The organism is Elusimicrobiota bacterium, from assembly GCA_026388075.1.
Lineage (GTDB): Bacteria > Elusimicrobiota > Endomicrobiia > Endomicrobiales > JAPLKN01 > JAPLKN01.
This window is the reverse complement of record JAPLKN010000151.1, coordinates 1-22,165: the sequence shown is the minus strand read 5'-3', so window position 1 is coordinate 22,165 and position 22,165 is coordinate 1. Positions and strand designations below refer to the sequence as shown.

The following is a 22,165-nucleotide window of genomic DNA, read 5'->3' as shown; positions in this document are numbered from 1 at the left end:
GTTTAAGCTTAAATGGGCTATGTCCTGATAAGCGGCTTAATTGCCTAATACTAAAGCCTTCGGTTACCCAAAGCTTAAACCAATGCTGTTCTTTGCGCACTTTGTTTTGTGGTAACTTCCAGACAAAAGTTCTACCACATTGCAAACATCTAAATCGTTGCTTTTTGTTGATCGTTTTGCCGAACAACTTGACATAACTGCTTTTGCATCGCGGACAGTGTTTTTTTCATGAAAGTTAAACCCTTTTAACTTTCATGCTACCATTAATATTGTGTTCCGTCTATCTTTTAGCTGTTTAGAAGCATTTTTAGCAACACTTTTTAACCTTTATGCCCATCCCGAATTTATTTCGGGATCTTGTCTTATTCGCATTATTAGACTTTAGAAAAACATAAGGACTTTTTCAACTATCTTTAAATGACAATGCTGCACAATTTAGTATATCTGGCAACCTTGCAAAATAGAAATGACATTGCCATAATGTAAGTATGTAATTTGGAGTTGGCAATTCCAAAATATACATGTAAAATGGAACCATTAAATAATGTGCTGAAAAACCTTCCGGGTATTTTAAGATGAAAGGGTAGCATACGCTGGACTGAAGCGTGTCTGCGCGATTGGGAAACGATAGAATTGATATGGTAAACAAATACGATTGCTATGCAATAATAATTGGAGCAGAAATGGGAGGATTTAAATGAGAAAATTATTTTTTGCTATTTTTGTTATTTTTTCAGCGGGAATATTGCTTGCAGATGTTCCGAATGAGATTGTTTATCAGGGGAAACTTAAGGAATACGGTTGCCTGTGAATGGGACAAGGAATATGCTCTTTGAAATTTATCCTGCAGCATCTGGTGGAATTGCCTCATGGACATCCGGGACACAAAGCGTTACAGTATCTTCAGGGATTTTCAACTATGTACTGACCCCAACTGTTGACTGGCGTGGGAAAGATTTTTGGATTCAGTTGACAGTAAATTCAAAGGTATTATCGCCCAGAGAAAAAATAACCGCACAATTGTATTCTTTGCACTCAAAGACTGCTGAGGGTCTTTCGGGGGATTCTGGAGCGGGAATTTCTATGGAAGTAGGTTCTCAAGTGCTTGCAACACTCAGCAATACAGGAGAATTTAAAACACTCTCTTCAGGGACAACCTATTATATGGTGCCAAAAGGCGCGATAATAATGTGGTCGGGAACTATTGCCAATATACCAGCCGGCTGGAGACTTTGTGACGGAATTGATGGAACGCCTGATTTGACAGATAGATTTATTATGGGAGCTTCGCTAGCAGATGCTCCCGGAGACGGAGTATACTCTTCTAGTTCAAGGGCAATAAGCGCAAGTCAATTGCCAGCTCACAACCATTATGCAAGTTGTTCAAGCAATGGTTCGCATACACATACATTGTCCAGGTGGAACGGGTCTTCAACCCCCATCTATCAGGTTATGAATGATTGGAGAGATACTGGTGGAACAGCTCAGCAAAACTCTACTGACTCATCCGGAAGCCATAGTCATACAATTACGGTAGATGATACTGGAAAAACCCGAGACAATGCGATAGATTTCAGGCCAAGATATTACAAATTAGCATTTATCATGAAATTATAAAATCAATAAACAATACAAAATATCCAAAAGTACAAACCTTAAAGGAGAGAAATGAACTATGTGTAATGAAGCATGTTTAGATTTTATAAGGAATGTTACCAATAAAGAAGAATTGGAAGGAAAACAGGTTTTGGAAATAGGCTCGCTTGATGTAAACGGATCAGCGAGAAGTTTCATTGAAAAGATGGGACCTTCAAAATATTTGGGAATAGACATTGTAAACGGCAACGGTGTTGATGAAATATGCAGTATTTATGATATCTTGGAAAAGTACGGCAATGAGAGTTTTGATGTTGTTGTTTGTACTGAAGTAATGGAGCATGTAAAGGATTGGAAAAAAGCGATAAGCAATATGAAAAAAATTATCCGAAGGGGAGGGATAATATTATTAACGACAAGGTCTTCCGGATACAAATATCACGCCTGGCCGTACGATTTTTGGAGATTTGAAGCTGACGACATGAAAAATATATTTTCGGATTTCAGTATATTGAGAATAGAAAAGGGATTGGATTCACCCGGAGTATTTGTTAAAGCCAAAAAACCCGGAAATTTTGTTGAAAATAATATTTCTCATTATAAGCTATATTCCATTGTGGCAGATAAAAACGTTTCAACTATTTCTTCCGTTGATTATTTAATAAACTTTCATCGGTTGTTCCTATTGTTTGCAAAAGATAAGTTAAGGCCACTATTGCCGCAAGCTTTTAAGAATATTGTAAAAAAAATATTAGGAAAGTAGGAAATCCTAGGATTAGCCCGTAATAATATGAGGCCTTCTATTCCTGTACTTTATGGTTGAACGTAGTGTCTGTGTAGTAAGAGAAAAATGTCCTCATGTTGTTAACTTGGCTCTGTTCTCAAATCGAGGAGTATGGCGGAATAAAAAAAATACCTCACACAAATTCTTTCTCTACTTTAGAGACTTCTGCAACACATATTCACGCCATAAAAGTAAATGATGTAAGGCAAACGAGGAGAGATCCTATGGCAATAGACCGGCTTATTATAAATTAGCTTTTATTATGAAACTGTAATTTCAGAAGATACGAATATGAATGGAAATAAATACGATTATGATGCAATAATTATAGGAGCCGGGATAGGAGGGCTTGTTTGCGGGTGTTATTTGGCCAAAGCCGGGCTGAAAACACTTATTGTTGAAAAAAACGCCCAGCCCGGAGGATATTGCACATCTTTTACTAGAGGGGGTTTTACTTTTGACGCCTGTGCTCATTCTTTAGGAAGTTTACGAGAAGGAGGAATATTAAATACGGTTTTAAGTGAACTTGACTTAAAAGGAAGAATTCAATTTGAAAGATATGATCCCTCGGATATCATAATAACACCAGATTTGAAAATTAACATTTACAATGATTTAGCAAAAACTATTCAAGAATTTCAGAAATATTTTCCGGAAGAATCAATAAGTGTTAATAATTTTTTTGATTTTGTAAATAAAATATCAGGATCAGAATTGAGCTCTTTAGCAAAACAGCCATTTTCAAATATTCTAGATAAATATTTCAAAGACAAAAAGCTAAAAGCTATTATATCCATGCCAATACTTGGGAACGCCGCTCTCCCTCCTTCAAAAGTTTCTGCTTTTACTGCCTTGACTCTGTATAAGGAGTTTATCTTAGATGGCGGATACTATCCTATTAATGATATGCAAGAGTTTCCCAATAAATTGGCGCAAAAAATTAGTGAATTGGGGGGCAAAATTGTAAACCTTAGAAAAGTAAAAAAAATAGAAGTTGACGAAAATATAGCAAAAGGAGTAATTTTAGATGACGGGTCTTTCATTTCCGCAAAATATATAATATCAAATGCCGATACAAGACAAACTTTCATTGATATGTTGGATAAAAAATATGTGACTAATAATTTTGTTAAGAAAATTGATAATATGATTCCTTCTTTATCAGCTTTTGTAATTTATATGGGGATGGACAATGCTTTTAAAACTGAATATAATAATTCAACAATATGGTATATGCCACATTATGATATTGAAAAAATGTATGTAACTGCAATAAACGGAAATATAGAAAATATCGATTGGTTTTTGATGAAATACTATGACAAAAAAAATGTTTTACAGCTTTTTTTTAACATGCCATATATAGATTCAAATTATTGGAAAAATAATAAAGACGAAGTCTCAAAAAATCTATTAGAAAAAGCAAAAAAAATATTTCCTGATATGTTTATAAAAGCAAAATATATTGATTCAGCCTCACCTTATTCACTTTATAATTGGACGAATAGATGAGAGCGTTAATCAAAAGAGATGGTATTTATGGGACTATTGATGAGTTACTTGAAACAAGGGTAAAAGATGGATATAAAATACTTGAAGCTGGATGTGGTTCAGGATTGACGACATTGACATTATGTCTAAATAAAAAAGGGATTATTCCTACTTTACTTGATATTAATGAAACAATTCTTAATGAAACCAAGAACAACTTTGCGGAACAAAATATTAGTGCGACATATGTTTTGGGTTCTGTAGATAATTTGAAAGATTTTGATGATAATACATTTGATTTTGTGTTTAATGAAGGAGTTATTGAGCATGCACCGATAAATGTTGAAAAAGCGATTTCTGAGATGTTGAGAGTAAGTAAAAATAAAGTATTAATTATTATTCCTGACGGCGATAATATTCTGTATAAGATAAAGAAGGCGCTTAAACGATTATTAGGGACTTGGGGCTGGGACAAACTGTACGGCTACGAGAGGAACGTAGGTGCAAGATATTTTAGAGGCCTAAAATATAAGAAAATTAATATTGGATACCAGAATGTTGCATATATCTTAGAAAAGTAATGTAACATTTCATTCCTGAAATAGTAGACAAGGTCAAGCTAACAAGATAATTTGATCTATTTTGCAATAATGCTTCTCATACGCATGCAATACGAGAAGGGCAAATCCTAAGGGAAGAAAATGAACTATGTGTAATGAAGCGTGTTTAAATTTTGTAAAGAATACTGTCAGCAAAGAAGAATTGGAAGGAAAACAGGTTTTGGAAATAGGCTCGCTTGATGTAAACGGATCAGCGAGAGGTTTCATTAAAAAGATGGGACCTTCAAAATAGTAAATGCCTGGCACCAATTTTGGGGGGACCCGCATTGGGGAATGAACAAGCAATATGAACAATAAATACGATTATGATGCAATAATTATAGGAGCCGGGATAGGAGGGCTTGTTTGCGGGTGTTATTTGGCCAAAGCCGGGCTGAAAACACTTATTGTTGAAAAAAACGCCCAGCCGGGAGGTTATTGCACTTCTTTTAAGCGAGGCAACTTTCTGTTTGATGCTAGTGTTCATTCCTTGGGCAGTTTTCGCGAAAATGGAAATATAAGAAAAGTATTTGATGAGCTGGAATTAGATTATAAAACCAACATTGTTAGAAAAGACCCGTCAGATATTATCAAGAGTGATGATTTTGAAATATTCTTCTGGAACGATATAGACAAAACCATAGATTCTTTCGCAAATGTATTTCAAAATGAAGCCGAAGGCATAAAAAGTTTCTTCTACTATTTGTCCGGAAAAGAATCGGGCCCGTCCCTTTTTAATTTAAGCAAAATATCTTTTTTAGAGTTATTGCAGAAGTATTTTAAAGACCAAAAATTAATTTCAACTCTTTCTTTGCCGATTCTTGGCAACGCGGGCTTGCCGGCTTCGTTGGTTTCTTCGGTAACAGCTGTTGCCCTCTATAGGGAGTTTATTTTAGACGGAGGATATTATCCAGAAGGAGGGATGCAGAGATTCCCGAATCTGTTAATGAGAAAATTCGCCGAGTTAAACGGAGATATTTGGCTAAAAGAAACTGTTAACAGAATATCTATACAAAAAAATATTGCCACGGATATTAAAACAGTTTCCGGGAGAGAAGCCTCGTCAAAATACATAATTTCAGGAGTAGACGCTACTCAAACATTTCTAGATTTAATTGAAGAAAAAGACCAGTCCGAAAATCTTGTAATAAAGCTTAAAGAAATGAAGCCATCGCTCTCCATGTTTATTGCATATCTGGGAATTGAAAATTATGAAAATAAATATCCTGGAACAAATTATTGGTTTATGCCATATTATGATCTTGAAAATGCATATAAAAAAGCCGAGTCAGGCAGCATAGATAGTCTGGATTGGTATCTGGCAAGGATGTCGCAGGACAAGAAAACTGTTTTAGGCATGGTAAACGCACCTTTCAATAATGGGAAATATTGGAAAAAAAACAAAAATAATATGTTGGAAAAATTAATAACTAAAATGGAACAAGTTATGCCAAATTTATCAAGGCACATATTATATAAGGAAGCGGCAACTCCGCACACTTTGTTTAAATGGACTTTAAACCGAGATGGCGCAGCTTATGGCTGGGCAGGGACTAAAGGCCAATTAGCGGATCTGGACTTTAGGCAATCGTCATATATAAAAAATCTTTTTCTGGCTGGACACTGGACTAGTTTGGTTCAGGGTATTCCTGGAGTGGCATTTATTGGGAGAAGCACCGCTGATATAATTACAAAAAAGAGGAAAAATTGAATCTATTCGCAATCGCAGGTTTATCTTGCGGAATCACATCATTGATACTAGGCCTGGTAGCCATTATTTATGGGAAAATAAAGCTGCATAGAATATTGGCTTTTTTCAATATTGCAGTTGCTTTTTGGGGTTTCGGAGGGTACCTTGTAGGAATTGCGACTACAAATGAAGCTGCGATTTTTGGTTGGAAGTTTGCACACATAGGCGGAATGTTTGTTTCTATTTTATTTTTTCATTTAGTATCAACATTGTGCAAAAAGAAAAACACAGTATTATTAGTCTTTGGTTATTCACAGGCCGTAATTTTTAATATTTTAAGTTGGTTTACATATTCGTTCATAAACCACACAAGGCTCACTTATAATATTTATTATAATGACACAACTTTTCTATTTGGCTTAGCCGTTTTTTCTTATGTGTTCCTCGTAGCTTGGAGTTTCATAGAACTTCTGATGGCTTACAAAACGGCGGGGGCTCAAGAGCGAACCAAAATACTTTATGTAATTTTTGGCTTTATGTTTGGTTTTCTTGGCGGAACATCTACTTTTTTGCCGGAATTTCGCATAGACTCTTTCTATCCTGCCGGCAATTTTGGCATAGTAATTTATTGTGTTATCGTGACTTATGCAATTCTTAGATACCGGCTTCTGGATATGAGAGTCGCGATCACAAGAACCGGCATATTTGTTATACTTTATGCTATTGTCTTGGGAGTACCTTTTTACATAGGGTATATAACCCATTCCTGGATTTTATCTACGTCTTTTGCTGCGATTTTAGCTACTATTGGGCCGATTGCCTATCGAGTACTCCAGAGCAGGGCTGAAAATATTATCCTTGCCGAGCAAAGAAGGTATCAGAAAATTTTGATACAAGCAGCAGAGGGTATGGCAAGGGAGCACGATCTAAAAAGGTTATTAAATCTTATAGTGCACGTTGTTACAAGGATAGTAAGAATTCGTTTTGCTGCTGTATTTTTATATGATCAGGAGAATAAAAAATATACTTTGAGGGCTGTAAGGGATCATATGAAAATATGCATAGATTTAGAAATTGATGAAAAAACCCCATTTAGCGAATATATTAAAAAACACAGAGACCCTTTTCTTATTGAAGAGCTTCCGAATGGCGTTGGAGAAATGCTAAAAGAAAAATGTGATGCGAATCTTGTTGTTCCTTCATTTATGAATGAGCAGCCCTTGGGTTTCTTGCTTTTGGGAGAAAAGTTGAATACAAAAACTTATTCTCAAGATGATATCGGCGTTTTTAAACTTTTATCTCAACAAACTTCCATGGCAATAGCAAATTGCATATTTATGGAGGAGTCCAAAAGATCCCAGGAAAGAATATTTGCCGCTGAAAAACTTGCTGCCATAGGAGGAATGGCTGACGGCGTTGCCCATCAGATAAGAAACAGACTTAATCATTTTTCCGTTGTTGCGGGAGACCAACAGTTTGAAATAGAGGAATTCAAAGCTAAATATTCGAATTTGTTAAATCAAAACGAAGATCTTAGAAAAAGCTTGGATTATCTTCTTGAGGGAGCAAAATCAATTACCGACAATGTTAAAAAATCAGCAATAATGATTGAAGGAATTTTAAACTTTGCTAAAGTTGACGAAAAGGCCAAATTATTTTCAGAATTTTCTTTGAAGAAAGTTGTTGATACATCAATTGAAGTAGTAAAGACCAAGCATCAGCTAGCCGATTTCCCTTTGATTTCAGATTATGGAAAAAACGATAAAATCTACGGTGTTGAAGTGCAGATAAGAGAGTGCATATATAATGTCTTAGATAACGCATATGAAGCAATAAGAGAAAAGATAGAAAATTATTTGAAGGAAGAAGCCGCAATAAAAAGCTTTAAGCCGGAGATAAGCCTAAAGTTTTTTCAAAAAGCCAATTCTTATGTAATTGAAATATCTGATAATGGCATAGGAATAAAAGAAGAAAACAAGCATAAAATTTTCTCTCCGTTCTTTACCACAAAACCTTCTGTTAAATCCGGAACAGGTATAGGAATGTATGTTGTAAAACGCATGATTGAAGAAAACCATCATGGCAGGGCCCATTTCGAATCTAAGTATGGAATAGGAACAAAGATCTTCATAGAGGTCCCGAAATCGGGGACGAAGTTAACTTAACAAGTTTATTGACATATATTTCTCAAATTAGTACTATTTTTCTATGCCACGTAGCAAAAGGTTGGAAATCCCCGGAGCAATCTACCACGTAATAGTCCGCGGCATTGAAGGCCGAGAAATTTTTCTTCATGATTTTGACCGCGAAGAATTCTTGCGCCGCCTTGAAAAAGCTCTTAAAGAAACCGGGCATAAATGTTATGCCTGGGCTTTAATGCCAAACCACATTCACCTCCTAATTACCACGGGAACAAATTCATTAAGCGATATGATGAGAAAAGTTTTAACCGGATACGCAATTTATTTTAACAGAAAATACAAGCGCTCAGGGTATCTATATCAAAACCGTTATAAATCAATTTTATGCCAGGAGGATGTATATTTTCTTGAGTTAATAAGATACATACACCTAAATCCTTTGATAGGAGGCGTTGTCAAAAGTTTAGAAGAACTTGAAAATTATTGGTGGACAGGCCATTCAGTTTTAATCGGAAAAAGAGAAAGGCTTTGGCAAACAGCTGACGATGTTCTTATACGTTTCAGTGAGCAAAAAGATGATGCGATTCAAAAATATAAGGAATATATTTTCTCAGGAAAAAATATGGGAAAAAGAAACGATCTAATCGGAGGGGGGCTCAAGCGAAGCGAAGGAATTTGGAAAAATGCTAAAGGCGAACCAATAAATCATAAAAGAGCGGACGAAAGAATTCTTGGAGATTCTTGTTTTGTAGAGAAAGTTTTAAAAGCGGCTGATGAAAAATTGGAGAAAGAAGTTGCTCTAAAAAATGCCGGATGGAATTTAGACAGGTTAGTTGATGATGTGTGTTCAAAGATGGAAATAACAAGAGATGATCTTAAGAAAAAAGGGAGAAGAAACAAAATTTCTAGAGCTAAAGGGCTGATAGCATACCTTGGATGTAAGGAGCTTGGCGCGAAAAGAACAGAAATTGCCCGTCTTTTTGGAACATCTAAACAATCAATAGGAAAAGTAATTGAGTTTGGTCAGGCAGAGGCAAAGGCAAGCAATTATAACTTGTTAAATTAACCCTGTCCCCAATAAAATATATTCATAATTAAATGGTTTTTTGTTTTACATCTAGAATCTACGGGCAATACAAGAAAGCCAAATCTATAGCTGAGATTATAGTATTTATGATCATAAATTTTGGTATTTATCTAGGACCGGGTATTTCTGATAAAACAGTAATTGAAAATCGGTGATTGATACACATAATTAGAAACAAATTTGGTTAGAGGAATTAAATAAAACAACAATAACTTGGCAAAAATTGTTTGATACCCCTTTTAGTATTTACACCAATTGACCGACCCGCCTTAATAATAAAAAAGCCCATTTATATTGACAATCAAACTTTTTACAAGTATAATAACCACTCCTAACAGCTGAAAGCTGGGTTATTTTATTTTTACCGGAGGTGAATTAGCAAGATGACAGTTCGTTTAAGGTTGCAAAGAGTGGGAAAAGCTAAACATCCCTATTATCATTTGGTGGCTATTGATCAGAGGTCAAAGCGCGACGGCAAACCAATAGAACTATTGGGCAAATATGACGCGGTACCTAAAGAAAGAATCGCTAATCTGAATATGGAAAGGGTCGGATATTGGCTTAAACAGGGAGCAAAACCCTCGCTTACTGCCGCGTCCGTGATAAAACTTGCGTCAAAAACAACTGAGAGTTCACAGAAGTAAATTATAAAATCGTCGTATAAAGATGCAGTTTTTGGGAGGATGAATTATGAAAGATTTGGTGCTATATATAACTAAGGCTTTGGTAGATAACCCCGATAAAGTTGAGGTTAATGAAGTTTCCGGTGAAAAGGCAACAGTTATTGAGATAAAAGTTGCCGAAGGCGACAGGGGAAAAGTAATCGGTAAAGAAGGCAGAATTATTAAAGCCATAAGAACTATAGTTAATTCAGCTTCAGCCAAGCTTGATAAACGCGCCACAGTTGAGATAGTGGAATAAACGTCTTGCTGACAAAAAGCTGGAAAGTTTCAGAAATTGCGGGGTTTGAGGTTTTTGATGAAACGGGTCAAAAACTCGGTGTTCTTATAGATGTTTTGCCGACTAAAGCAAACGATGTTTTTGTTGTAAAATCTGATTTGCCGAAATGCCCCGAGATTCTAATCCCGGCTTTATTTACAGTCATTTTAGAGATTGATATTTTAAACAAAAAGATAATAGTGAATTTGCCAAAGGGCCTTAAGGAAATTTATGAGGTCCGCAATGCGGATTGATATTCTTACAATTTTTCCTGGAATGTTTGAAGGGCCCCTGACAGAAAGTTTAATCAAGAAAGCCCGGGAAAAAAAGATTTTAGATATAAGACTGCACGATATACGGTCTTTTACAACGGACAAACATAGAAGCGTTGATGATCGTTCTTTCGGCGGAGGTTCAGGCATGGTTATGAGCCCTGAGCCGATTTTTCGCGCAATAAAGAGCCTGAAAATAGGCAGTAAAGCGTCTCGGAAAAAAAGCGGTTCTTTGTTAATCTATCTTTCGCCACAAGGCGAACCGCTGAATCAAAAACTTGTCAATGAGCTTTCCGGCAAAAAAAGGCTTGTGCTTTTATGCGGGCATTACGAAGGAATTGACGAGCGGGCAATATCTTTGGCGGACAAAGAAATTTCTATAGGCGACTACGTCTTGACCGGAGGGGAACTTCCTGCGATGGTTTTAATAGATGCGGTTGCCCGCCATTTGCCGGGAGTAGTCAAAGAAAAAAATTCTGTTGAAAGAGATTCCTTTTATAACGGCCTTTTAGATTATCCTCACTATACCAGGCCAAAAGAGTTTCAGAAAATGAAGGTTCCGGAAACTCTTCTATCCGGAAACCACAAAGAAATAGAAAAGTGGAGAAAAAAGCAATCGTTAGAAAAAACCTTCTTGAAAAGGCCGGATCTTTTAAAAAAAATAAAACTTAATAAAGAAGAAATCGAAATATTAAATAAAATAAAAAAGTCCGCCCCGAGTATCGGGGCGAGACCGCGCCCAAAGGGCGGGGAGCAATAAAATGTCTTTGGTAAAAACAGTTGAAAGCGCACAATTAAAAAAAGAAATTCCTGCTTTTCGTCCGGGGGACCAGGTAAAGGTGCATTTCAAGATAGTAGAAGGCGAAAGCGAACGCATTCAGATTTTTGAAGGCGTTGTCATAAGAAAAAGAGGAACTGGTACCGGAACAACGTTTACCGTGCGAAAAGAATCTTTCGGAGTCGGAGTTGAAAGAATATTTCCGCTTCATTCGCCGCGGATTGAAAAAATTGAAATAGTGCGCAGCGGAAAAGTCAGGCGTGCCAAACTTTATTATTTGCGCAAACTTGCCGGAAAAGCAGCAAGAATTGAAGAAATCCAGAAAGAACAATAGTTTCAATTGTGCAAGGGAAGGGAATGGACCTTTTCTCTTTTGATGCAAATTTTTATGAAAAAGGATTTCGCGTCTTTGCCGGTGTAGACGAGGCGGGACGCGGGCCCTGGGCAGGGCCGGTAGTAGCTGCAGCAGTTATTTTCCCTCCGCATATATCTATCCTAGGAATCAACGACTCAAAAAAACTTTCTGCTAAAAAACGCGAAGAATTTTTTTACAAAATTCACGAAACCGCGCTTGCTATTGGCGTAGGAATTGTAGACCATACCGAAATAGATTCCTCAAATATCCTTAAAGCAACTTTTAAAGCAATGGAAGGAGCGATTTTATCCTTGCAGATAAAACCCGAACTTGTTTTGATTGACGGCCACCTAAAGGTTCCCGGCATAAAAATTGAGCAAGAAAGTATTATAGACGGTGATCAAAAAAGCGCATCAATTGCCGCGTCATCAATTATTGCTAAAGTTACAAGGGATAGGATGATGGTGGAGTTTTCTAAAAAATATCCGCAATACGGTTTTGAAAACCATAAAGGATACGGAACAAAAGAACATCAAAAGGCTTTGCTGAATTTTGGGCCCTGCGAAATTCACCGAAAAAGCTTTCTACCGGTAAAAAAACTCATAAGGAACTTAAATGGCTGATACAATCGCACTCGGCAAGGCTGCCGAAACAGAAGGTGCAAAATATCTGCAAGAAGCGGGCTATAAAATTATTGATAGAAATTATTCAAGCCCGTTCGGCGAGATAGACGTGATAGCAAAAGAAAAAAACGATATAGTTTTTGTTGAAATAAAATTTAGAAGTTCAATTGATTTTGGCAGGCCCGGGGAATTTGTAAATAAAAATAAACAGTCAAAAATTTTAAAAACGGCCATTCACTACTTAAAAAGAAAGAATTTAACAAAATCAAATATCAGGTTTGATGTTTTAGCGTTAGGGCCTGAGATAAATCAAATTGAATTAATAAAATCCGCTTTTGATAGCCCTTCCCTTTATAGGTATTAAAGATCCAAATCTAAATATTTTTTAAAACTCATTCAATTTACAGCATTTTTGTTTGACAACATTTGATATAAATGATATATTCCTTTCACAGACGGAAAATTAGCATATAATATGCCTGAAATGCTTTAATATTTTCAGTGCTATTTCTTGGTTTTACTATTTTTTTGTCGTTACCGGTAACTGATAACCCTCGGTCCATAGGACCTACTCTCGAGTCCATAGGACTCTACGAGTCCGAGGATGGGTCCGAGGACTGGTCACTGTTAACTGTTGTTCATTGCCGAGGTGACCCAGCACAATATAATGTGCTGGATAAATTCCACGAACCGCTTTCAGCGGTTGTTCCATAGTTTTTCTGTTATGTTTTTGTCGTTACTGGTGGCTGGTATCTGGTCTCTAGTAACTGTTACTTAATGCCGAGGTGGTGGAACTGGCAGACACGCAGGTCTCAGAAGCCTGTCCCTGCAAGGGGGTGGGGGTTCAAATCCCCCCTTCGGCATATAAAATTCTCACTTTGTTCGAATTTTACAGTAGTTAGTAGTTTGTGATTAGTAGTTTGGGCAATGAATAAAACATTTAAGAAAAACCGTGAGAATTTTATACCAAAGTACAAAATACTCACACAAAGTATTGACTTTTCTCGCTCTGCTCGAATTTTACTGTAGTTAGTAATGTGTAATTAGTAGTTTGGGTGATGAATAAATTGCTTAAGAAAAACTGAGAGAATTTTATACCAAAGCACACAATACTCACACAAAATACGAGTTTTTTTAGTGACCCTAAGGAGAGGCAAAAAAATCCTTTGGAAAAAAAGACTGCTGCAACTAACAGGAAAGCTTACCACAATTATAAAATACTTGAAACCTACGAGGCAGGAATAATGCTGGCAGGCTACGAAGTAAAATCTTTAAGAAATGGGCATATAAATTTAACCGATGGCTATGTCAATTTTAAGAAAGAAGAAGCATATCTTGCAAACGTGCACATATCCCCTTATTTACACCAGTCAACCCATGTAATAGATTATGATCCTACAAGGCTTAGAAAACTTTTGCTCCATAAACAGCAGATAAATCATTTATTTTCTAAAATGCGCGAGAAGGGCTTAGCATTGATACCGCTTGAAGTATTTTTTTCAAAAAGAGGGATCGCTAAAGTGCTTTTAGGCCTTGGAAAAGGCAAGAATGTTTCTGATAAGAGAGAAGCGCTAAGAAAAAAAAGCATTAACAGAGAAATCCAGCGAGAGTTAAGAGAAAGATAAGCGGCGATTAAGCGCATCTAAAAAAATAGAATGAACCTCCGCCCAGCAAGCAGGGCGGAATTGTCAAGTTAAAATGAGCGAACAAACGGAAAAAATAATTATAAAAATAAACAAAGAATTGCAGGAACTTATTCCAAAATTTCTGCAAAATAGAAAAAAAGACATAGAAAACTTGCAGGATGCTTTAAATAAAAATGATTTTGAGGCAATCAGAATTATGGGACACACCCTTCAAGGAGTCGGCGGAGGGTACGGATTTTACCAAATAACAGCGCTGGGAGAAAAAATCAGTAAAGCGGCAAAAACTAAAGATATTAAATCCATAGAGAATTTAATTTCTGAATTCATTGATTTTATGAACAACATAAGGGTTGAATATGAGTAATGTGGAAAAACCATTTATTTTAGCAATTGACGATAACAAAGAAATATGCGATCTGGTAGAAAAATATTTGTCGGGCGAAGATTACCGGATTAAAACCCTGCAAGATGTAAAAGGAATAATTGAGGTTGCAAAGAGCTTGAAACCCGACCTCATTCTTCTTGACGTAATAATGCCGTCGATGTCCGGATATGAAATATGTATTAAGCTTAAGTGTCTGCCGGAAACAAAAAATATTCCGATAGTATTTATGACGGTGCTGGATGAGGAGCAAGATAAAGCAAAGGCGTTTGCGTTAGGGGCGACAGGATACATTGCAAAACCGTTTAAAAAGGAAGATCTTTTAAAAGAGGTCGGAAAATTCTTAAATATTCAAAAAAAGTGGGAAAAATACCAGGAAATTAAAGAGGAAAAAGGCAGCGAAGCCGAAAAGCACCCAAAAGCGCAGCACAGCTTTTTAGAATTTAAAAAATATATATCGTCTAAATTTAAGCTTGACGAGCATAAAACCAAAGAATTAAAAATTCTCACCCACGATGAAATCTATAGCTTTCTTACGATAATAGGGTTATCTGAAAATGAAGCGGCAAAACTGATTTCGGAATATCTCGGAGTAAGTTATTATGCTTTCATAGACCCTGAAGAAATTGCTCTAGGAAAACTCCCGACACTTTTTTCAAAGAAAAACTTTATTATTGCGGTAAGCGACAATAGCGGCAAACTAAAATTTATTTTAAGCAATCCGTTTGATACGGATATAATGAATAGCTTGTCATATTTTGCCGGAACAGATAAGGTGGAAATATCCATTGCCTCAAAGGAAACCATTAACACTTTTTTTAGAATGAACATGGATTTAGACACAGGTTTTGAGAAGGCCATCTCTTATGAAGATACCAAAATTTTTAAAAATAAAGATATAGCGGAAGAACTGGCTAAAGATACTATTCTAGGAAATGTCAACAGCAAGGATTCCGAAAAAAGTTCTGTGAAATATATAACAAATCAGATACTCTATACCGCGATAAATGAAGGGGCAAGCGATATTAGAATTGAGCCCGTAAAGAATAAAATAAAAGTCAGATTTAATGTGAAGGGCGAGTTGAAAGATTTTTTTGACCTTAAATGGGAAACCGGCATTATGGTGATTTCCCGTCTTAAGGCTGTTAGTGACATGAATATAAATGAATTTAAAAAACCGCAAGAAGGAACGATTGAAATTTTAATTGCAAAAAAAACCTATAAGTTTAAAGTTTCTACAAAATCTGTTCCTGAAGGCGAAAGCATGGTTATTCAGATTCGCACCGCGCCTGCCGGCGGGCAGGGAGAACCCCCGACTTCTGAGACTGTGCAGTAATTGCTAAAATATATCCCTGATGTCATTCTGTCCGCCCTGGGCGGATCAGAATCTTTGGCGGCTCAGAGCTCCCCGGACTTGTCCGGGGGTGAATGCCAAAGGGCGATACGGAGTATCGCCTCAAGTCTTTAAGATGTTGGTGCCCCGGGCTTGCCCGGGGGGAACCACTGGATTTATTTCAGCATCTCTCAGTCTGTCACCCTGAACTTGTTTCAGGGTCTGTTTTTGAAAGTCGAGATCCCGTCCGCCCAAGGCGGATCGGGATGACAACACGAAGAGTTATGGCACAGTCTCTCCTATCGCGGGAGCTTCATTAAAATACAATAATATTTGTTTCAAGAAAGGAAAAATAATGGGCAAAAAGTATTTGATTACTGGCGGAGCAGGATTTCTCGGCATCAATTTAATCAGATATCTTTTAAGTAAAGGGCAGGAAGTTGTGTCCCTGGATTTTTCGGATTTTAATTATGAAGATGTTAAAAATAAAGTTCGCATCATAAAAGGAGACATAAGGGATAAAAGCCTGGTTGAAAAAGCGATGAAAGGCATTGATATAGCGGTTCACGCGGCTGCTGCCCTGCCTTTATACAAAAAAGAAGATATATTCTCAACCGATGTTGATGGCACGAGAAACCTTATTGAAGCGGCTTATAAAGAAAATGTTGATCGTTTTATACTTATTTCTTCAACAGCGGTGTACGGAATTCCCGATCACCATCCTCTATTTGAAACGGACAAACTTTGCGGCGTCGGCCCCTACGGCAAGGCAAAAATAATGGCCGAAGAAGTCTGTTTAGGATATAGAGCAAAAGGCATGTGCGTTCCAATTATAAGGCCAAAATCTTTTATCGGGCCGGAAAGGCTGGGAGTATTTGCTCTCTTGTACGACTGGGCTAAAGACGGGAAAAACTTTCCAATGATAGGAAACGGTAAAAACAGGTATCAGCTTTTAGATGTAGAAGATCTTTGCGAATCAATTTATCTTTGCGCAACGCTTGAAAAGCAAAAAGTTAACGACACTTTTAATATCGGAGCAAAAGAATTTACTACAATGGGCGAAGACTACCAGGCAGTTTTAGATTATGCTGGTTTTAGAAAAAAAATAATACCGTTTCCTGCCGGGCCGTTAATTTGGACGCTTCGTATTTTAGAGTTTTTTAAGTTATCGCCTCTTTACAAGTGGGTTTATGAAACTGCGTCCACCGATTCATTTGTTTCAATAGAAAAAGCCGAGAATCTTTTGGGTTTTAAGCCGAAATTTTCCAATAAAGACGCTCTTATCAGAAATTATAAATGGTACCTGGAAAATTTAAGTAACTTTAAAAATACCAGCGGCATTTCGCATCGCGTCCCCTGGGGACAAGGGATCTTGAGATTTTTTAAACTATTTTTCTAAAAAGATGAATATATTTCTTATCAGAAGTCAATCCGAGATTGTATCCTTAGTATATGTGCTTTTACTTACCGTAATTATTATTTCAATCATTATTTTTGAAAAAGAAGCCGTAAAAAAAAGGACATGGATCTGGCTGGGCCTTTTTTTTACGGTTTATGCAGCAGGAATTTTGCTTTCTGTTTTCGGCAAAGCCTTTTTATCGCCGGCAGCCCGGCTTAGCATTACTATTTTATCTGTTTTTTTTCTTTCAGCTTTTTCTTCGGAATTTATTCTAAACATATTAAAGAAAAAAAATGAATTTCTGGCCGAAGATAAAAAAATCATGGAAGCTTTAGTTCTTGCCAAGGAAGAGGCCGACTTTGCAACAAAAGCAAAAAGCGAATTTTTAGCAAATATGAGCCACGAAATAAGAACTCCTTTAAATTCAATTATCGGCATCGCGGATCTTTTTGCCGAAACAAAGTTAACTGACCAGCAGAAAGAATATGTCTCAATTTTAAAAAAATCCGGGGATACTCTCTTATCTTTAATTAACGATATACTGGATCTTTCAAAAATTGAAGCAAAAAAAATGGCTCTTTACTATACCAATTTTAATTTGGAAGAAATTATTCAGCAGATATTGGAAATATTTCAAGTTCATGCTTCACAGAAAGGAATAACTTTGGAGTACAATATAGAGAAAAACGTCGTAAGTTTTTTAATAGGTGACGCAAACAGGCTTCGCCAGATATTAATAAATCTTGTCGGAAATGCGGTAAAATTTACCCAAAAAGGCAAAGTTTCGATTAAGGCAGGCAATTATGAACTTAAAAAAAATGAAGCAACCATTTTATTTTGTGTTGAGGATACCGGCATCGGCATTCCGGAAGACAAACTGCATACTGTTTTTGAAAGCTTTGCGCAGGCAGATTCTTCAACAACAAGGAAATACGGAGGCACCGGGCTGGGGCTTGCTATATCGGACCAGCTTGTGCATCTGATGGGTGGAAAAATATGGATTGAAAGCAAAGAAAGCGCCGGGAGCAGGTTTTTCTTTACCGCGGGGTTTAAATATCAAGACGAGCTGATGAAATGCGATTCAAAAACCGTTGACGGCCATATCATTAAAGTACTGGTTATAGACAAAGACAAAGCAATTCGTGAAAGAGTTGCAAACGCATTAGGAAAAAACGGGCTTATAGTTTCAGAAACAGAGAATGAAAAAAATGCCGTTTCTGAATTGGCGGAAACTGAAAAGGGAAAAAATCCGTATGATGTTCTTTTTATCGGGCTGGAAAAAGATATTTCAAGCGACATGTCGTCGCTTTTACGGACTATTAGGCAGGATTTAAAATTAAAAGATTTAAAAATTGTAGTAATGCTTCAGGAAAGAACCCCCGAGATTTTAAGCAGGATGCATTTAATTGATGCGCAATATATATTCAAACCGATACTTTATTCCTATCTTTTCAGGGCGATAGACAGCATTGTAAAAGAAAAAAATGAGCAAATAGTAAAACATCAAAAAGAGGCGGAATACGCAGCGCCGAAAAAGAAACTGAATATTCTTCTTGCGGAAGATTCTGAAGATAACCGCGCATTAATCGGGCTTTATTTGAGAGACGGAAAACATAACATTGATATGGCAGAAGACGGGGAAATAGCGGTAAAAAAATTCAAAGAAAATAAGTATGATATTGTTATAATGGATTTGCATATGCCTGTTAAGGATGGCCTTGAGGCAATAAGGGATATAAGAAAGCACGAAGCGGAAACTTTAAAGAAGCATACTCCCATTGTAGCTCTTACAGCTGATGTTTTAAGAGAAGTGATCAATAAAAGCATTGAAGCGGGAAGTGATATGTATATAACAAAGCCGCTTAAAAAGGCTACACTGCTTGAAGTGATAAGCAAATACAGCAAGTAAAATTATTTATAAGTTCATTTTATAAAATAGAAAAAGTCGCGGGGTTGTTCATAAATTGTTCCTTTTCTCATCGGTGGGCTGTGGCAAAACTACTAAAATTAGCCGCTTTTGTCATGCTGAATTTATTTCAGCATCTAGCATCCCAACGATAATGAGATCCTGAAATAACGACGAGATCCCGAGACAAGCTCGGGACGACACTATGTGTCGGTTCAGGCCTGCCCCCGAAGGTTTCTATCGGGGGATGACAACACGCAGAGTTAAGACACAGTCTGTTCAGTTGGCGGGGCTTCATAAAATAGTAGTATAATTTGCAAAAGAGAGGTAAAAGAAATGAAAAAGCTTTTTATTTTGATTCTTTCAGTAAGCTTATTTTCAGGAGTATCATTTGCTTACGCCGGGAGCGGCTCTTCTTGCGGTGTGAGCTCTGGAGAGTCTTCAAGCGCTCCGGCAAAACCAGTTAAGAAAGCAAAATCAGTTAAGAAAGTAAAAGCGGCAAAGCCGGTTGTAAAAACAGAAAGTGTTCCGGCGCCTGCAGCGAAATAGATTTTTTTCTATAGTAAAGAGGAAATTATTTGGAACTAATTCAGGCAGTAATATTAGGAATAGTTCAGGGTTTAACGGAATTCCTGCCTATCAGCAGTTCGGGGCATCTGGTTATATTACCTTGGCTTTTCAAATGGAAAGATTTGGGACTTACCTTTGATGTGGCGCTTCATATGGGTACCCTTTTAGCACTCGTATTATATTTTTGGAAAGACTGGATTGAAATTATTAAGAATTGGAAAAAACCTTTTTTGTGGCTTATTCTGCTCGGATGTGCCCCGGCAGCTGTAGCCGGCTACAAATTTGAAAAATATTTTGAAACAGTATTTCGTTCCCCTCTCTTAGTTGGTATTTTTATTATCTGCATGGGAGCTCTTCTTTTGGTTTCAGAAAGATACAGCAAAAAACAAAAAGATATGGATTCAATAAACTTAGGCGACGTGCTTTTTATCGGGTTTGCTCAGGCGTTGGCATTAATGCCGGGAGTGTCGCGTTCGGGAATAACTATGACGGCAGGCCTTTTTGCCGGATTAAAAAGGGAATCAGCCGCAAGATTTTCGTTTTTACTTGCGATGCCTATAACTTTTGGTGCCGGATTATTAAAACTTAAACACATCTTGAAATCCGGAATTCCGGGTTCAGAATCTACAGCATTTATAATTGGAATTATTTTTGCGGCGATTTCGGGATATTTTGCGATAAAATACCTGCTAAAATTTCTGCATAACCACACATTTTACTTATTCGTTTGGTATAGATTGGTGTTCGGAGCCATAATTTTGCTGGTATATTTTTTAAAATAAAAAGAAAATAAAAAAATGAAAAAACATTTAAAGGAACTAACTAATTTCAGCTTCGGCAGCACATCTGGCATTATTACCAACATGAGCCTTATTATAGGGCTTGGCGCAAGCAATCTTTCAAAAACAGCTATAATAGGAAGTCTTTTAGTAATAGCTGTTGCAGACAATATTTCCGATTCTTTGGGCGTGCACATGTATAAGGAATCTGAATCAAGCGGTACTAAAGAATCTGTCATAGCAACCATTGGAAATTTCACCGCGCGTTTAATAGTATCATTAAGTTTTGTCTTAATAATGCTTCTTTTTCCCATAGGGAAAGCAGAGATTATTACCCTGGTATGGGGGCTATTATTGCTTGTGGGCTTAAGTTATCTTATCGCAAGACGAAACAAAGATAATCCTTTTATAGAAACAACTAAACACGTCGTTGTTGCATTGATTGTAATAGCCGCAAGCAGATACGCGGGAAGTTTAATTAAAAGCCATTTCTAAGGGGACGGGGGACGTAGTTAGATATTACGATATTGAATAAAGTGATAATTCTGAACTAGTTTCAGGATCTTCAAGTGTAAAACAAGAATAGGGGACGTAGTTAGATAATACGATATTGACGGGGCAGATTATGAAAGAGGTTTGCAGGTTTCGAATAGACGATGAATTGCAAAAACGAATATCGTATTATCTAACTACGTCCCCTAATGTGCAACATAGGAGAACATTTATGAAAAAGCAGTTTGTGAAGTACCTGGGCGTGCTGGCAGTTTCTTTGGGGATAGTATTTTCAATTTCACAAAATGAGGCTATGGCTGGGGCGTTGATAGCAGTTTCTTCGGTTTCATATGCAAGCGTGGGGGAGGACTATGCTCACGGTGTTGCTATAGACGCGTCGGGCAATATCCTTGTTGAGGGCCAGAGTCAAAACGATTATCTCACGATCAAGTATAGCCCAAATCTTTCCCAAGTGATCTCCTCAGTAAAATACAACGGCGCGTATGATGACTACGGCTGTAGCATTGTTACGGATAAGGCTAATAACATTATTGTATCTGGGCTTAAGATCGGCACCACTAACACCTTTTTAACCATTAAATATAACTCCGACCTAACACAGGCAGTTTCTTCGGCTGCATTTACGACCGGTAACTATGTTGAGTATGATGACGTTGCTGTTGACGCTTCAGATAACATAATCGTAACGGGGTATACGTATAACGGTTCTAACAAGGATTTTTTTACGGTCAAGTACGACTCATCTCTTGCAGTGATCTCTTCAACAACTTATGATAGCGGGCAGGATGAGTACCCCACCCGTGTTGCCGTGGACAAATACAATAACATAATCGTAACGGGATCTAAAATGAATCCTGCTTTTCACTGGGATTTCTTTACTATTAAGTATAGCTCAAATCTAAGCCAGGTAATTTCTTCGGCAACTTATGACAGCGGGAATAGTGACAGTGACGAGAGCTTTGGCGTCGCTGTTGATAGTTCTGATAACATTGTAGTGACTGGATACAGAAAAAACGTTTCCGACTTATTTACTATCAAATATAGCTCAAATCTGACGCAGGTGATCTCTTCTGCAACTTATTACTGCGCGAACGACATCTCGGGTAATGGCGTTGCTATAGACGGGTTTGGAAATATCATTGTAACAGGATATATAAATAATGAAGATAAGCTAAATATTATAAAAGTTGATCCATTTATTAAAATAAAATCCATTACAGGTGATTCATATACAAACAATCAACCTTTAAAATGGGATGTTTCTTCGGATTTCCCACTGACT

24 protein-coding genes and 1 tRNA gene are annotated in these 22,165 nt (G+C 37.0%); all 25 read left to right on the top strand.

Going from position 1 to position 22,165, the window contains the following annotated elements:
• Window positions 1-825 precede the first annotated feature (825 nt).
• Window positions 826-1,617 (top strand): hypothetical protein, encoded by a 792-nt coding sequence (locus NT145_08555; protein MCX5782726.1) that lies wholly within the window; start codon window positions 826-828, stop codon window positions 1,615-1,617.
• A 58-nt stretch (window positions 1,618-1,675) separates the two neighbouring features.
• Window positions 1,676-2,359, top strand: a complete 684-nt coding sequence (locus NT145_08550; GenBank protein ID MCX5782725.1) for a methyltransferase domain-containing protein — start codon at window positions 1,676-1,678, stop codon at window positions 2,357-2,359.
• A gap of 312 nt (window positions 2,360-2,671) precedes the next feature.
• Window positions 2,672-3,892: an NAD(P)/FAD-dependent oxidoreductase gene (locus NT145_08545; GenBank protein MCX5782724.1), complete on the top strand. Its 1,221-nt coding sequence runs from the start codon at window positions 2,672-2,674 to the stop codon at window positions 3,890-3,892.
• Window positions 3,889-4,452, top strand: a complete 564-nt coding sequence (locus NT145_08540; protein ID MCX5782723.1) for a class I SAM-dependent methyltransferase — start codon at window positions 3,889-3,891, stop codon at window positions 4,450-4,452. The genes NT145_08545 and NT145_08540 overlap by 4 nt, the downstream gene beginning before the upstream one ends.
• Window positions 4,453-4,579: 127 nt before the next feature.
• On the top strand, window positions 4,580-4,723 hold the full coding sequence (locus NT145_08535) for a hypothetical protein (GenBank protein ID MCX5782722.1): 144 nt from the start codon (window positions 4,580-4,582) through the stop codon (window positions 4,721-4,723).
• Window positions 4,724-4,777: 54 nt separating this feature from the next.
• Entirely contained in the window at window positions 4,778-6,181 is a 1,404-nt protein-coding gene (locus tag NT145_08530) for an NAD(P)/FAD-dependent oxidoreductase (protein MCX5782721.1), read from the top strand.
• Window positions 6,178-8,325 carry an ATP-binding protein gene (locus NT145_08525; GenBank protein ID MCX5782720.1) on the top strand — a complete coding sequence of 716 codons (2,148 nt, stop codon included), beginning with the start codon at window positions 6,178-6,180 and terminating at the stop codon, window positions 8,323-8,325. The genes NT145_08530 and NT145_08525 overlap by 4 nt, the downstream gene beginning before the upstream one ends.
• 43 nt (window positions 8,326-8,368) lie before the next feature.
• Window positions 8,369-9,367 (top strand): transposase, encoded by a 999-nt coding sequence (locus tag NT145_08520; protein MCX5782719.1) that lies wholly within the window; start codon window positions 8,369-8,371, stop codon window positions 9,365-9,367.
• 404 nt (window positions 9,368-9,771) lie between these two features.
• A complete protein-coding gene (gene rpsP, locus NT145_08515) occupies window positions 9,772-10,032 on the top strand; it encodes a 30S ribosomal protein S16 (GenBank protein ID MCX5782718.1) in 261 nt (86 codons plus the stop codon).
• Between the two features lie 46 nt (window positions 10,033-10,078).
• A complete protein-coding gene (locus tag NT145_08510) occupies window positions 10,079-10,309 on the top strand; it encodes a KH domain-containing protein (GenBank protein ID MCX5782717.1) in 231 nt (76 codons plus the stop codon).
• 5 nt (window positions 10,310-10,314) lie between these two features.
• Entirely contained in the window at window positions 10,315-10,581 is a 267-nt protein-coding gene (locus tag NT145_08505; protein ID MCX5782716.1) for a PRC-barrel domain-containing protein, read from the top strand.
• Window positions 10,571-11,359, top strand: coding sequence for a tRNA (guanosine(37)-N1)-methyltransferase TrmD (gene trmD, locus NT145_08500; GenBank protein ID MCX5782715.1), 789 nt, complete (start codon window positions 10,571-10,573; stop codon window positions 11,357-11,359). Before NT145_08505 ends, trmD begins: the two co-directional genes overlap by 11 nt.
• Before the next feature lies 1 nt (window position 11,360).
• On the top strand, window positions 11,361-11,711 hold the full coding sequence (gene rplS / locus NT145_08495) for a 50S ribosomal protein L19 (GenBank protein ID MCX5782714.1): 351 nt from the start codon (window positions 11,361-11,363) through the stop codon (window positions 11,709-11,711).
• A gap of 23 nt (window positions 11,712-11,734) precedes the next feature.
• Complete coding sequence (locus NT145_08490; GenBank protein MCX5782713.1) at window positions 11,735-12,355, top strand: ribonuclease HII; 621 nt, start codon at window positions 11,735-11,737, stop codon at window positions 12,353-12,355.
• Window positions 12,348-12,719, top strand: coding sequence for a YraN family protein (locus NT145_08485; protein MCX5782712.1), 372 nt, complete (start codon window positions 12,348-12,350; stop codon window positions 12,717-12,719). The genes NT145_08490 and NT145_08485 overlap by 8 nt, the downstream gene beginning before the upstream one ends.
• 415 nt (window positions 12,720-13,134) lie before the next feature.
• Window positions 13,135-13,218 (top strand) — tRNA-Leu (locus NT145_08480).
• A 303-nt stretch (window positions 13,219-13,521) separates the two neighbouring features.
• Entirely contained in the window at window positions 13,522-13,980 is a 459-nt protein-coding gene (gene smpB / locus NT145_08475; protein ID MCX5782711.1) for an SsrA-binding protein SmpB, read from the top strand.
• 73 nt (window positions 13,981-14,053) lie between these two features.
• Complete coding sequence (locus NT145_08470) at window positions 14,054-14,365, top strand: Hpt domain-containing protein (protein MCX5782710.1); 312 nt, start codon at window positions 14,054-14,056, stop codon at window positions 14,363-14,365.
• Window positions 14,358-15,719 carry an ATPase, T2SS/T4P/T4SS family gene (locus NT145_08465; GenBank protein ID MCX5782709.1) on the top strand — a complete coding sequence of 454 codons (1,362 nt, stop codon included), beginning with the start codon at window positions 14,358-14,360 and terminating at the stop codon, window positions 15,717-15,719. Before NT145_08470 ends, NT145_08465 begins: the two co-directional genes overlap by 8 nt.
• Before the next feature lie 352 nt (window positions 15,720-16,071).
• Window positions 16,072-17,115, top strand: a complete 1,044-nt coding sequence (locus tag NT145_08460) for an NAD(P)-dependent oxidoreductase (GenBank protein ID MCX5782708.1) — start codon at window positions 16,072-16,074, stop codon at window positions 17,113-17,115.
• A gap of 4 nt (window positions 17,116-17,119) precedes the next feature.
• Complete coding sequence (locus NT145_08455) at window positions 17,120-19,024, top strand: ATP-binding protein (GenBank protein MCX5782707.1); 1,905 nt, start codon at window positions 17,120-17,122, stop codon at window positions 19,022-19,024.
• Between the two features lie 333 nt (window positions 19,025-19,357).
• A complete protein-coding gene (locus NT145_08450; GenBank protein MCX5782706.1) occupies window positions 19,358-19,570 on the top strand; it encodes a hypothetical protein in 213 nt (70 codons plus the stop codon).
• A gap of 29 nt (window positions 19,571-19,599) precedes the next feature.
• Window positions 19,600-20,373 (top strand): undecaprenyl-diphosphatase UppP, encoded by a 774-nt coding sequence (uppP, locus tag NT145_08445; GenBank protein ID MCX5782705.1) that lies wholly within the window; start codon window positions 19,600-19,602, stop codon window positions 20,371-20,373.
• 15 nt (window positions 20,374-20,388) lie between these two features.
• Window positions 20,389-20,865 carry a hypothetical protein gene (locus NT145_08440; protein MCX5782704.1) on the top strand — a complete coding sequence of 159 codons (477 nt, stop codon included), beginning with the start codon at window positions 20,389-20,391 and terminating at the stop codon, window positions 20,863-20,865.
• A gap of 229 nt (window positions 20,866-21,094) precedes the next feature.
• Window positions 21,095-22,165, top strand: a 1,071-nt coding sequence (locus NT145_08435) for a hypothetical protein (protein MCX5782703.1), incomplete at its 3' end; no start/stop codon positions are given.

What these genes read in the sequence shown, in the direction of transcription:
- NT145_08555 (MCX5782726.1), top strand. Translation starts at nt 826, where the DNA reads ATGCTCTTTGAAATTTATCCTGCAGCATCTGGTGGAATTGCCTCATGG.
- NT145_08550 (MCX5782725.1), top strand. Translation starts at nt 1,676, where the DNA reads ATGTGTAATGAAGCATGTTTAGATTTTATAAGGAATGTTACCAATAAA.
- NT145_08545 (MCX5782724.1), top strand. Translation starts at nt 2,672, where the DNA reads ATGAATGGAAATAAATACGATTATGATGCAATAATTATAGGAGCCGGG.
- NT145_08540 (MCX5782723.1), top strand. Translation starts at nt 3,889, where the DNA reads ATGAGAGCGTTAATCAAAAGAGATGGTATTTATGGGACTATTGATGAG.
- NT145_08535 (MCX5782722.1), top strand. Translation starts at nt 4,580, where the DNA reads ATGTGTAATGAAGCGTGTTTAAATTTTGTAAAGAATACTGTCAGCAAA.
- NT145_08530 (MCX5782721.1), top strand. Translation starts at nt 4,778, where the DNA reads ATGAACAATAAATACGATTATGATGCAATAATTATAGGAGCCGGGATA.
- NT145_08520 (MCX5782719.1), top strand. Translation starts at nt 8,369, where the DNA reads ATGCCACGTAGCAAAAGGTTGGAAATCCCCGGAGCAATCTACCACGTA.
- rpsP (MCX5782718.1), top strand. Translation starts at nt 9,772, where the DNA reads ATGACAGTTCGTTTAAGGTTGCAAAGAGTGGGAAAAGCTAAACATCCC.
- NT145_08510 (MCX5782717.1), top strand. Translation starts at nt 10,079, where the DNA reads ATGAAAGATTTGGTGCTATATATAACTAAGGCTTTGGTAGATAACCCC.
- trmD (MCX5782715.1), top strand. Translation starts at nt 10,571, where the DNA reads ATGCGGATTGATATTCTTACAATTTTTCCTGGAATGTTTGAAGGGCCC.
- rplS (MCX5782714.1), top strand. Translation starts at nt 11,361, where the DNA reads ATGTCTTTGGTAAAAACAGTTGAAAGCGCACAATTAAAAAAAGAAATT.
- NT145_08490 (MCX5782713.1), top strand. Translation starts at nt 11,735, where the DNA reads ATGGACCTTTTCTCTTTTGATGCAAATTTTTATGAAAAAGGATTTCGC.
- NT145_08485 (MCX5782712.1), top strand. Translation starts at nt 12,348, where the DNA reads ATGGCTGATACAATCGCACTCGGCAAGGCTGCCGAAACAGAAGGTGCA.
- NT145_08470 (MCX5782710.1), top strand. Translation starts at nt 14,054, where the DNA reads ATGAGCGAACAAACGGAAAAAATAATTATAAAAATAAACAAAGAATTG.
- NT145_08465 (MCX5782709.1), top strand. Translation starts at nt 14,358, where the DNA reads ATGAGTAATGTGGAAAAACCATTTATTTTAGCAATTGACGATAACAAA.
- NT145_08460 (MCX5782708.1), top strand. Translation starts at nt 16,072, where the DNA reads ATGGGCAAAAAGTATTTGATTACTGGCGGAGCAGGATTTCTCGGCATC.
- NT145_08455 (MCX5782707.1), top strand. Translation starts at nt 17,120, where the DNA reads ATGAATATATTTCTTATCAGAAGTCAATCCGAGATTGTATCCTTAGTA.
- NT145_08450 (MCX5782706.1), top strand. Translation starts at nt 19,358, where the DNA reads ATGAAAAAGCTTTTTATTTTGATTCTTTCAGTAAGCTTATTTTCAGGA.
- NT145_08440 (MCX5782704.1), top strand. Translation starts at nt 20,389, where the DNA reads ATGAAAAAACATTTAAAGGAACTAACTAATTTCAGCTTCGGCAGCACA.